The organism is Cyclobacterium sp. SOCE241 (genome assembly GCF_056867545.1).
In genome coordinates this window covers 3,388,699-3,401,362 of record NZ_CP149779.1, presented here as the reverse complement: position 1 = coordinate 3,401,362, position 12,664 = coordinate 3,388,699, and the positions used below count along the sequence as shown (strand labels likewise).

Sequence of the window (12,664 nt, the reverse complement as noted above, 5' to 3'; positions counted from 1 at the left end):
CAAAACATCTTTTACGCATGAATAAAAGAATTTACCTGTTAACTTGTGTGATGATCGTCATGGCTTTTATTCTGGATCTCCAGAAAGCCAATGCGCAGCAGGATGCGCAGTTTACGCACTATATGAATAACGGTATGTTTTACAATGCCGCTTTCGCAGGTAGAGAAGAAGGAAATATTATAACAGCACTCCATAGAAGTCAATGGTTAAATTATAGTACGAGCTCAGGAGCAGGAGGGGCTCCCACCACCCAGTTGATATCTTTTTCCGGGAGATTAAAAAGTTTGCCGGTAGGATTTGGATTGGTTGCAGTAAATGATCAAATAGGCCCATTTAGCAACCAGGAGGTGAATCTTTCTTTAGCGTATAACTTAAGGTTAGGCCGAGGAAATTTAAGAGTTGGTGCATCAGGTGGTTTTTTTTCTAGCACGATAAGATTTGATGAATTTTCGCCGGTTAATCCTGATCCGAGTATCCCTTCTGCAGGGGATGAAAACCAAATGAAGTCTCAAGCTTCTATTGGATTATTATACGAGCGAGGAAATTTTTATTTGGGATTAAGTAGCAGGCATTTAAATGAGCCTGATTTTGATTTTGGTAGTGGAAGTTTAGCTAATCAACTTGAAAATCATAATTATTTGATGGCTGGTTACAAAATAAACACTTTTGCCCAATTGAGTGTTGAACCTAGTATGTTGGTTAAATCCGTTGGTTTGAATAATTTTTCATATGACTTTAGCGTTATAGGCACATATAATAAAAAAGTAAGTCTTGGAATGGCTTATAGGTTAGAAGAATCGGCATCAGTTTTGGTAGGGTATAGTTTGTTGAAAGACAACTCCCTTAGATTGGGGTATGCATTTGACTTGGTAGTGGGTGGCGTTCAGGCAAAAAAGCCATCTTCTCATGAGTTTATGCTTACTTATAATATACCCCAAGTAGCGAAACAATTTGACAGAATTATTCAAAGAACTCCGAGATATAGGTTTTAACTTTAAGAATTTTATTGAAGAAATCTTTGCTATTTTCTAATAAAATCTGTTAAATTTCGAATTAGTTGATTGTTTAAATGGTTGAAAATGAATGTAGTTACTTTATTGTCATTTATGTTAAAAAAAATGAATCATAGCTTTTTGACCCTGATATCAGGGTTATTAATAATGACACTACTTCAAAGTTGTGGCCTTTTTGGAAATAAGGGTACAGCTAGTGAAAAGCTCAATAGAAGAGGTGAGGTAACGGGTGTGCCTAAAAGATCCGGCTGGCAGCAATCCCTGCCATTTGAGATGGTTCCTATCAAGGCGGGGACATTCTGGATGGGTCAAGCAGATGAAGATATAGGTGTAAGCAGGTCATCAACCAATAAACAAGTGACTATCTCTGAGTTTTTTATGGATAAATATGAAGTGTCTAATAATAAATACAGACAGTTTTTAGATGCAGTGAGAATGGGGGAATTGGCATTAGGTACTCCTACTACCCAAGCAAATCCTCCAGAGTTTGTTTTGGAAGAACTGTTGCCTGATACCACAATTTGGTCCCAAAGTTTCACACATCACTATGGAGATCCCCTGATGGAATACTATTTCGATCATCCGGCTTTTGATGACTATCCGGTTGTAGGTGTTAGTTGGGACCAGGCCAAGAAATTTTGTGAGTGGAAATCATACCATATGAATGCCAATGACGATTCAGAGTTTGATATGCCTAAATTTCGTTTACCATTAGAGGCAGAGTGGGAATACGCTTCAAAAGGAGGTAAAGATATTGCAAAATATCCTTGGGGAGGTCCTTACCTTAAAAATAGGAGAGGCTGTTTGATGGCTAATTTTAAACCTGGAAGGGGTAATTATATAGATGATGGATTTGCTTATACAGCTCCTGTGGATGCTTTTGCACCCAATGGATACGGGCTATATAATATGGCAGGAAATGTAGCAGAGTGGGTAGAAGATGCGTACAATCCTGCTGCAAATGCTTTGATATGGGATATGAATCCTACGTATATTGATTCTACTGAAAGTAGAAAAGTAGTGAGAGGCGGATCGTGGAAAGATGTAGGGTATTTTTAGAAACTAGTTCAAGGAATTTTGAATACCAATTTGTTCAGACGGCTCATATTGGATTTAGAACGACGATGACTTATATTGGAAGGTCAGGTTCCATGAATGTTAATTCAAACAAAAGGAGCCGTCGATAATTATTAATAATCACTTAAAATCAAATACTAGCAAACCGTTTTAAATTTTTATTTTTACTAAATATGTCTACAAAAAATAACACTTTCGCTTATAAATTCTACGGATCAATAATGCCTAAAATTTATGGTATTGGTGCCGCAATTGTAATTCTTGGTGCGATGTTCAAAATTTTGGACTGGCGTTTTTCTTCCATAATGATCGGTGTTGGTTTGTCAACAGAAGCATTGATATTTTTTCTATCTGCTTTTGAACCTAAAAATGAAGAATTAGACTGGACAAAGGTGTATCCTGAGCTGGAAGGTGAAAATGCAGGAGCTACTCCGGTAAGAAGAGGAGGGGCTGTGCAAAATACTGATCAAACTTCCCAAAAATTGGATGAAATGTTGGCTAAAGCAAAAATAGGCCCTGAATTGATCGAAAGTCTGGGGAAAGGCATGCAAAACCTAGCTAGTTCAACAGAGAAATTAGGTAAGCTTTCGGATGCAGCGGTTGCTACCAATGATTATGCTGAAAATGTAAAAAAGCATCCAAATCAATGCTTGAAATCAATGAGTCTTATACCAAAACTGCAAGTGCTTTGGCTGAAATGTCTTCGGCATCTGAGGGAGCAAAGGCTTATAGAGACCAATTAGTGAATGTAACCAAGAGCCTGGCTTCATTAAATAATGTGTATGAGGAAGAATTGAAAGATTCCAATATGCATGCCAAAACCATTAGTAAATTCTATTCCAATGTTAGTGTAGCAATGGAAGGGATTCAGGAAGCAGGAAAAGAAACAGAGACATTCAAAAATGAGTTGGCTAAACTCAATAAAAATGTTAAATCGCTTAACAATATTTATGGTGGCATGCTAACAGCCATGAAAGGTTAATAAAACATAATTCCAATCAAATTTTTATTTATATATATTCATAAAGTAAAATAGCTTATGGCGGGTGGTAAAGAAACACCAAGACAGCGGATGATCGGGATGATGTACTTAGTATTGACCGCGCTGCTGGCTTTACAAGTAAGTAACCAAATCCTACAAAAATTTGTATTGATCAACGATGGGTTGGAAAGAACTTCAAAGAATTATGTTCAGAAAAACCTATTTTCTGTAAATATTATATCTAGTACGGTAGAACAACAAGGTAATAACAAGGTTGATATCCCTAAAGTGGAAGCAGCCAAGGAAATTCGCCAAAAAAGTGCGGAATTGGTAAGTTATTTGGAAGAAGCAAAAACGAAGTTGATTGAAGAATCAAATGCCATTGATGATCAAGGCAACTTTAAATCTTCTGCACTTAAAAATGTTGATATTCCGGGTAATTTATTCAATAATAATCGCCTTGGCTATGACATGCAGGAAAAGTTGAATGAATTTCCTGAAGAGCTAGAACAAATATTGGCTGGATTGAATATTGACATGTCCTTCGAAAGAATAGCTAAGAATGCTGACGAAATCGACCTTTTCAAAAATGATGTCGATGTAAATTTCAAGGATTATGTAAACTTAAACTATGTCAAATCTCCAATTGGTGCTGTTTTAGCAATTATTAGTCAGCATCAAAATGAGGTGTTGAATATTGAAAGTGAAGCCCTGACAGCAATTACCAATTCTTTAGGTTCATTTATCTTTGAAGCTGATAAGTTGAAAGCAAGAATTGCCGCCAATTCAAATGTTGTGGCAGCAGGGACTACTTTCGAAGCTGAAATGTTTTTGGCATCTTCCTCCTCATCCACCGAGTTGAAAATGACTGCTGATGGTAGAGAAATTCCTGTTGAGGAAGGTTTTGGTCAAATTAAATTTCCGGTAGCTCCGGCTTCTAATTATGATGACAGAGGATTAGCGGCTAGATCTCTCAAAGGTGAGATTACAGTTCCTATTGGTGGAGAGGATAGTGTTTTCACCATAGATTATGACTACTTCGTAGCCCAACCGGTGATCAAAGTAAGCTCTGAAGTGGTGAACCAGTTGTATGCTGAATGTGCCAACGATTTGGTTATTGAGGTTCCTGCTTTAGGAAATACCTATGCGCCTAACTTCTCTGTGTCAGGGGGCCAAGCCGTCAAAGGTTCAAGACCTTCTGATGTAACCATTATTCCGGCCGCTTCAGGAAAAGTTGTTATTGGGGTGTCTAGTGGTGGAAATAAAATTGGCTCCGTTGATTATGATATCAAGCCTGTTCCGGATCCTTCCATAATTCCTTATAATGGGGATAGAAAAATTGATTTACAGAATTCAACTCCTGTCAACGGATTGTTAAACCTCCAAATCAGGGCAGTTCCTGAGCCAACATTTGGTAGAACCATGCCAAGAGATGCTAACTTTGAAGTTACTGCAGGTGAAGTAAGGCTAGTTCGAAATGATGTGCCTAGAGAAAGTGTAGCTATTTCTGGACAAAATATAGCAGTAAGAAATTTACTTGCACAAGCACAGTCCGGAGATCGTTTGGTGGTCATCGTAAAGGAAGTGACACGAACCAATTTTAGGGGTAGCAAAATTAAAAGCGCTGTGAACGAAGTTTTCCCAATTCCGATTAAATAATATTCGGTTAGTTGAATCGTTCTATATTTAAATGTAAGAAATCATGAAAGAATTAAGGAAAGTAATTGGGCTACTGGCAATTGGCATTGTTGCGTGTTGTTTCTCTGCATTGCCGGGGTTTTCCCAAAATATCCCTAATTCCGGTAATCCTGGAATGAATGTAGGTGATGGTGGTTATGATATGGATACTGTATATTCTGTCCTTCCAATTAGAGATTCTGACAAAATGTACCAAATTGGTGTGTGGAGAAGAATTGATCTTAGGGAGAAATACAATTTGCCATTTTATGGCACAGGTGGCCTGAAGAGGGATGGAATCATGATGAATATTTACAATGCGGTTGTTGAAAATTCCATTGAAGTATTCGCTGATGAAGAATTTAGAGAGCCACTTCCCATCACGGATTTTCAAACTAGATTTTGGACAGCAGAAAATGGCGATTCAATATTTGTAAAGGACTTATATTACTTGGACTTTAGAGAAGACTTTGTTTTTGACAAGCATCGCTCTGAGGTAAGGTTTGATATTAAATACCTTGAATTAGTGATGCCAAATGAAACCAATTATGGTGTTGGTCAAAAGACAATTGGCTTTATAAGATTTAGAGATTTTTACAATTATTTTGACACCAAGGAACATGGAGAATGGACAAATTTTCAAAATATTTCCAAAAATTTACCTTACAATCAAGCGTTTGATATGAGGCTGTTCCGATCAGTAGTAAGGAAATATACGAATCCGGAGAATGAATTAATTGTGGATATGATTGATTCAAATAACCCTAATCAAGAACTTCAAGCTTATTTAAAATCAGTTGAATTTGAATACGAACTCTTGGAGTGGGAAAACAACCTCTGGGAATGGTAAAATAACTTTGTATAACATCAATAATAAAGCAGGTACAGCAATGTGCCTGCTTTTATTTTTTGTGCATGGCCTCCCATACTTTCTGGCCCTTATCTTTGCCTATCACGGATATTATTTCCTCCTTTGATGCAGCTTCAATTTTTTTATAGGACTTGAATTGTTTTAATAGCTTGTGTGCAGTTAAGTCCCCAATTCCCTCAATGGCCAATAACTTGCTATTTAAGGCGCCTTTGCTTCGAAGGTCGCGATGAAAAGTGATGGCAAAACGATGGGCTTCATCTCTAATTCTTTGAATTAAACGCAATGACTCAGACTTTTTATCAATATATATAGGGTATTGATCTCCCGGAAAGTATATTTCTTCTAAACGCTTCGCAATCCCTATAATGGGTACTTTTCCGTACAGATCTAGGTCCCTTAAAGCTGAAACAGCAGAGGATAACTGACCCTTTCCACCATCAATTACGATCAATTTCGGCAAAGGCTTTTCTTCAGTAACAAGTCTTTTATACCTTCTAAAAACTACTTCTTCCATACTGGCAAAATCATCCGGGCCCACCACCGTTTTGATATGGTAGTGACGGTATTCTTTCTTGGCCGGTTTCCCATTTAGAAAACACACCATGCTTGCCACAGGATTGGTGCCTTGAATATTTGAATTGTCAAAGCACTCAATGTGTGTAGGTAATTCATTTAAAGAAAGGTCTTTTTTCAATTGTAGAATAACCCTGTTTTTCTTGTCTTTCCCTTCATCTGCAAAGGATAGTTTTTCTTTTTTATAATAGAGCGCATTCTTTAAGCTCAGCTCTATTAATTTTCTCTTGTCACCTATCTTTGGCTGTACCAAAGTTAAGCCTTCCGGACTCTCTTTAAATTCCTGATTTACCAAAACCTCTTTTGCATCACTTTGAAACTGATCCCTTAACCTGACAATAGCGGTTAACAGTAACTCTTCATCCGGCTCGTCCAATTTCTTTTTAATTCTACCGTTTTGCTTAAGGTAATGGCTCCATTTTTTATCCTTAGGTAGTTAACAAAAGCAAATTTTTCTTCACTTACGATGGTAAAGACATCTAAACTGTCAGTGTTAGGATTGATTACAAGAGACTTAGCTTGGTAATTAATTAATGAATCTAATTTTTCCTTAAATCCTTGAGCCGCTTCATAATTCATTTCAGCAGCACTTTCTGTCATTTTCTCCTTGAAATAGGTTTTTGCAATTCCCAGATTGCCTTTTAAAATGTTTTTTGCTTGTTCGATGTCGGCCAGATATTCATTTTCATTTTGTAATCCTTCACATGGTCCTTTGCAATTTCCTAGATGGTATTCCAAGCAAACCTTATATTTTGAGTTTGTTATTTTTTCCGGTGAAAGATCTAACCGGCAAGTTCTCAAAGTAAATAAAGAGTGAATAAGCTCCAACACATTGTTCATTGCTTTTACACTTGCAAAAGGTCCAAAATAGGTCCCCATAGATGGGATCACTCTTCTGGTGGCATATATTCTTGGGAAATGTTCGTTGGTAAGGAGAAGGTATGGGTAAGTCTTATCATCCTTTAATAGGATATTGTATTTGGGTTGGGTTTTTTGATCAAATTGTTTTCCAACAACAAGGCATCAAACTCAGAATTAACGATGGTGATTTCAATCTTTCTGATCTCCCTCACCATCTTCCTGGTTTTTGGTTGATGCCTACACTTTTACTAAAGTAACTACCAACTCTTTTTTTGAGGTTTTTTGCTTTTCCTACGTAGATGAGCTTACCCTCTATATTGTAATACCTATATACCCCAGGTAATTCAGGTAGCTGATTGTGGTTTTCCGGTAAATATGAAGGGGAAAGCATGTCCATGGAGACAGTGGTATTATTATTTGATCTCTGAATATGTGTTGTAATTAATCAAATACTCAATGTAAGGTCTATTTGATTTACCTTGTATGTAAGGAGCATCAGGCAATAAAATATTGATTTTTTTATTACCTGATGCTTCTATCCTATAATTAATTTTAAATAACTTTTTTGAAAGGAATAGTTAATCCTCAAGAATATTAACAGAAGAAGAACCTAGAAATCTGTTGATGTTGCATCGTAGTCAAATTCTTGATATTCCTCCGTTTCAAGATCGTATTTTGAGCAATCAATTTCTATACTGATAGGTCTCTCAGGTTTAGGGAATGGTCCTTTGGTGATGCCCAATGAAGTATCTTCATAAACCTTGCTCATGTACTTTGACCATATAGGCCGAGCAGTTCTGGAACCTTGACCATTGATCCAGCTTCTGAAATGTATGGCTCTGTCATCTCCACCTACCCATACTCCACTGACCAAGTCTTTTGTTATTCCCATATACCATCCATCTGATGCATTCTGGGTAGTACCTGTTTTGCCACCTATTTCGTTGCCTTCATCTCTTATACTCCAAGGTAAACCTTGACTAGTTCCTCCTTCTTCCTCTGTTCCACCTCTCAACATATAAACCATGATATAGGCATGCTCTTCGCTCATTGCCGGTCTTTTTCTAGGAATAAATTGGTGCAATACATTGCCATTTTTATCCTCTATTCTATCAATATAAATCGGAGTGATGTGCTCCCCCTTGTTGACAAAAGTACTGAAGGCACCTACCATTTCCATAATGGATACATCTACAGTCCCCAGTGCCAAGGCTGGTACTGCTTCAAGTTCACTAGTGATGCCTATCCTTTTGGCAGTTTCTACTACCACTTCCGGGCTGAGTTTTTTCATCATATAGGCAGTAATTGAATTGACTGACTGCGACATGGCCGACCTGATAGTCATTCTTTCATAGGTGAATTTACCATCAGCATTATTGGGCCTCCATGTTGGTTGATTGGGTACATTAATTTCTACCGGCTGATCGATCACAGTATAACAAGGGCCATAGCCATTTTCTATAGCAGCAGCATATACGAATGGTTTGAAAGTAGAGCCCGGTTGTCTTTTTCCTTGTTTAACGTGGTCATACTTGAAATGAGAATGGTTGGTGCCCCCTACCCAGGCTTTGATATGGCCAGAATGAGGGTCCATAGATACAAAACCGGTTTGAAGAAATTTCTTATAGTACCTCATGGAATCCATGGTACTCATCAATGTGTCTATATTTCCCTCATAAGAAAAAACCTTCATTTTTTTCTTTTCATTGAGTTTGTATTCAATACTGTCTGTATTGTCCCCATACCTGGCTTTTAGATTTCTATAAGCTTGGGTTCTTTTGACAGCATTTTCTATAAAGTTGGGAATTACTCTTCGGCGATTATCGATCCAAGGATCACGATCCCCCATCTCTTCTTCAAATTTCTTTTGAAGCTCTGACATGTGTTCCTGAACAGATTCTTCTGCATATTTCTGTAATCGACTGTCAATCGTGGTGTAAATCTTTAGGCCATCCCCAAAAAGGTCATAGTTGCTTCCATCAGGTTGTAGATTTTCTTTTGTCCATTGAAGTAAATCGGCTTTAACGACCTCTCTAAAATAGGTGGCCAAACCTTCATTATGACTCTCTACTTGGTATTCTAACGCCATTGGCGTTGCGCTCAAGGAATCAAATTGAGATTGCGAGATTAAATCTACTTTCTTCATTTGAGCCATCACCGTATTCCGTCTTCGTGTAGAATTTTCGGCGTTATACACAGGGCTGTAATAGGAAGGGGCTTTTAGCAAACCTACCAGAGTAGCGGATTCCAATATATTTAAATCTCTTGTATCCTTATTAAAAAATGTCTTAGCAGCAGTTTTAATACCGAATGCATTGCTTCCAAAGTCTGAAGTGTTCAGGTACATGGTCAAAATCTCATCTTTGGTATAGGCGCTTTCTAACTTTGTGGCCACAATCCACTCTTTGGTTTTGATGATGACCATATTCAATATAGGTACTTTACTTAAAAGTCCCTGAGAATCCCCGGAACGCGTTTTAAATAGGTTTTTTGCCGTTTGCTGGCTAAGGGTACTTCCTCCTCCGGCATTTTTTTGCATCAAAAGGATGGATTTGACAAAGACCCTACCCAATGCTCTGGGATCTATTCCTGAATGGTCTTCAAACCTTACATCCTCAGTGGCGATCAAGGCATTGATAATATTGGGAGAAAGTTCATTGTAAGTTACGGGAGTTCTATTTTCCCTAAAGTATTTGCCCAACAAGACCCCATCTGCAGAGTATAGTTCAGAAGCCAATTCACTATCGGGATTTTCTAATGATTCAAATTCGGGCATTTCTCCGAATAAGCCTAAGAAATTTGCATTTACGGATACTACAAACAAGACAAATCCTGCCAATCCTAAAATGAAAGCAAGCCACATATACCTTATTATTTTAACATAAAGTGGCTTGGAATTTTTATTTTTTACTTTACTCATACTGGATGTCAATAAGCTTTCTCATAGAAAGACCTGTATTCCTCAATGTCTTTCCTTTTGTTGAGTTGTTGGAAATTACCAATTGAAATTACAAAACTACTATTTTTTATTTCCTCAGTTAAGGAATCATTATTAAAACTATTTAAAAAGGCTTCTTTATAGGCTAGAGATTTTTCTGCACTGGAAAAAGGGCTTATGATCAAAATACTTGTGTCCTTTCCTAGTGATATGGTGCCTGTTCTTAGTCTTTGATTGGCAAAATTGGCATTGTGGAAACTCTCTAGGGAAGCTGTCAAATCATTGGCAGTCTCAGCTAATGATGCATTCATTGGTAAAATGAAAATATGGGTTTGATTTAGGCCTTCTTTATAAGGAGAAACTTCTGCAGGAGGTTCGGGTTTCACTATTGAAATGTCTGAAGGCAGCTCATTTTCATCCGGCTCCTCAGCGTTTTCTTCTGCTACCTCTTCGCTTTCATCACTCACTGCATTTAATAATTTTTCAGCAAAGGCCAAGAGTTCTTCTTCTTTGGTTTGCTGTAAATACGTTTGAAGTCTATTTTTATAAATTTCCAATGATTCTAATTGACCGGTGATCATGATATCCAATAACAATAATCGATCCGTATTTTTTGTCAATGGATATTCATCGAGGGTTTTTCTAATAATATTTTTTGCCTCTTCATAGGCCCTGTCTTTATAAAGGCCGTAGGCAACTTTATAATTTTCCCCTGAAGCTAGGTTTGCCTGGGATCCTGAGACTTTGTCGGGGTTATTTATGGACTTGGTAAATTGAGAATTAGGAAATTCCTGATTCAATAGTTGTGCGTATCTATCCGCGTTAATGTTCAAATCTTGATTGGCTAAGAATAAGGTATAATAGGCTTCAGGCTTTTTTAAGGTTTCCGGATACTTTTCTATTAAAGCCTCCAAGTATTCAATCGATTTCTCCGATTGCTTGAGGTCAAAGTAAAGCAATTTACCCAAATTGAAATAAGCCTCTTCCATTTGGGTTACCATCTTTTCTCGTTCCTCCGGCGTATTAGGGATTTGGCTCAAGAGGGTGTTTTTATCAGGAAGCTTTGCTGTGATGGTAGCCGAACTGTTTTCTTCTGCCTCCTCCATCGGCTCATCAACAGCGATATTATTCTCCACTGAATTGGCGGCCTCCTGAAACCCCTATCGCTACTTCGCCAATTGTCGGACAAAGGTCTATTGCCCCAAATTTGAGTGAACTCCAATGCTCCTCTTTGAATGGCTACAGGATTGTCCCAATAAAATGAGGCTCCTGAACCACCACCACCTCCTCCAAAAGCCAGCAAATTTTCAAAGATCCCTTGAGATTTCTTTTCTTCAGCCATTTTCGCCTCATTGATGAGTCTTTCCTCCTCCAACGCTAGGAAATCATCAACATATTTCTCTTGTTCTTCAGCACTGAGCTGACTTAGTTGAATCAGGCTGTCATTATAGGTGAGCAATTCATAATTGGTTGCATATTGATCAAAGATGACTTTGCGGGCAGCAAGGACACCATGATTTTTATCTGTCTCCTTAAACTTAGATATGGCACTGTCCAAGTAATATTTTGTTTTAAGAAAATCCTCTTTTTCATTTAGATAAACATTCGAGAGTTCTTCGTAAATATATCCTTTCTGGCGTTCGTTTTCCCCTTCCTCTTTAGCTGCCAAGGTGTAAAGTCTAATAGCTTCCTCCAAATTGCCTTGTTTTTTTTCAAACCGGCCTTTTTCAAATAGAATAACATCTCTGAAATCTACATTTTTATTGTCTTTGTAAAGATCATCATAGTATTCCCTAACTCGTTTCAAATCTTTGCTTCGTTCCAATTCTGCCACTTGTTGGGAATAGAGCTGGGCAAAAAATGTTCGTTCATAATTTGGGCTACCTGATAGTGCTTTTTGATAGTATTCATAAGCAAATGCATCTAAACCTGATTTTTGATACAGTTGGGCCAAAATAAAGTTTATTCTGGACGCCTCTGATCTGCTAGATGTATATTCGAGAGATTTAAATAAGGATGGAGCCATCAAATCCATTTCTCCGCGAGCCTCATAATAATAAGCCAAAGTTTTATATAGGTATTGCTTATTTTCGTCAGAGATGTTTTCCTCTTTTGAAAGAAAATCTATAACAAAGCTTGCATCTTCATATTGGCGATGGTCGATAAATGACCTTAGCAACTGTATCAACGCGACGTGCCTTACCTCATCCTGAGAGCTATTGACATTGAGGAATTTAAAAGTGTTTTGAGCTTCTTCATGTTTGCCTTTGTAATAGTCCACCTTACCAATAAGGAAATAGGAAGGGTCTACCCATTTGCTTATTTTATGCCAATCTACGGCTTTTGAAGCCATTTCCCGGGCTTCCTTCAATAGGTCCTCTTTGGCTGAAACAGTGCTACTATCAATAGGATAAAATACGGGCAATACTTGAGAGAAATCTTCTTGGTATTCATTTTCTATTTCTTTTTCTAATTCTAAGATTTTCTCCTTGGCATAATAATAGGCATTGAATCTTGCCGTTGTGTTATGGTACAATCGGTTTGTGAAGGTGTCTTTTTGCGAAGAGCAAGAAGATAGCAAATTCACGCTTATGATTAAAAAGAAAAATAAAATGACCCTTTGCAATGTTTTTGAGTTTGAATTCTTGTCCAAATTAGTTCTTTTGGAATAA

At 37.5% G+C, this 12,664-nt stretch carries 6 protein-coding genes and 3 pseudogenes; 5 read left to right on the top strand and 4 right to left on the bottom strand.

From position 1 onward, the window contains the following. Nucleotides 1–17 precede the first annotated feature (17 nt). The 5 genes and pseudogenes from WG932_RS16935 (at nt 18) to porN (ending at nt 5,599) form a co-directional block, all read left to right on the top strand. The gene (locus tag WG932_RS16935; RefSeq protein ID WP_483084753.1) at nt 18–992 is read left to right on the top strand and encodes a PorP/SprF family type IX secretion system membrane protein; all 975 of its coding nucleotides are present in this window, start codon (nt 18–20) and stop codon (nt 990–992) included. A 114-nt stretch (nt 993–1,106) separates the two neighbouring features. Continuing rightward, nucleotides 1,107–2,200, top strand: a pseudogene (gene porK, locus WG932_RS16930) (T9SS ring complex lipoprotein PorK/GldK). A 63-nt stretch (nt 2,201–2,263) separates the two neighbouring features. Further along, nucleotides 2,264–3,072: pseudogene (porL, locus tag WG932_RS16925) on the top strand (type IX secretion system motor protein PorL/GldL). A 57-nt stretch (nt 3,073–3,129) separates the two neighbouring features. Further along, nucleotides 3,130–4,731, top strand: a complete 1,602-nt coding sequence (gene porM / locus WG932_RS16920) for a type IX secretion system motor protein PorM/GldM (RefSeq protein WP_149392073.1) — start codon at nt 3,130–3,132, stop codon at nt 4,729–4,731. A 43-nt stretch (nt 4,732–4,774) separates the two neighbouring features. Continuing rightward, the gene (porN, locus tag WG932_RS16915; RefSeq protein WP_014019215.1) at nt 4,775–5,599 is read left to right on the top strand and encodes a type IX secretion system ring subunit PorN/GldN; all 825 of its coding nucleotides are present in this window, start codon (nt 4,775–4,777) and stop codon (nt 5,597–5,599) included. Nucleotides 5,600–5,651: 52 nt separating this feature from the next. Here porN and uvrC read toward each other — a convergent pair. The 4 genes and pseudogenes from uvrC to porW form a co-directional block, all read right to left on the bottom strand. Beyond that, nucleotides 5,652–7,445, bottom strand: a pseudogene (gene uvrC / locus WG932_RS16910) (excinuclease ABC subunit UvrC). Nucleotides 7,446–7,664: 219 nt separating this feature from the next. Further along, a complete protein-coding gene (locus WG932_RS16905; protein WP_149392072.1) occupies nt 7,665–9,974 on the bottom strand; it encodes a penicillin-binding protein 1A in 2,310 nt (769 codons plus the stop codon). A gap of 8 nt (nt 9,975–9,982) precedes the next feature. Beyond that, on the bottom strand, nt 9,983–11,128 hold the full coding sequence (locus WG932_RS16900) for a tetratricopeptide repeat protein (protein WP_483084752.1): 1,146 nt from the start codon (nt 11,126–11,128) through the stop codon (nt 9,983–9,985). Next, nucleotides 11,029–12,528: a type IX secretion system periplasmic lipoprotein PorW/SprE gene (gene porW, locus WG932_RS16895; RefSeq protein ID WP_483084751.1), complete on the bottom strand. Its 1,500-nt coding sequence runs from the start codon at nt 12,526–12,528 to the stop codon at nt 11,029–11,031. The genes WG932_RS16900 and porW overlap by 100 nt, the downstream gene beginning before the upstream one ends. Nucleotides 12,529–12,664: the final 136 nt, after the last annotated feature.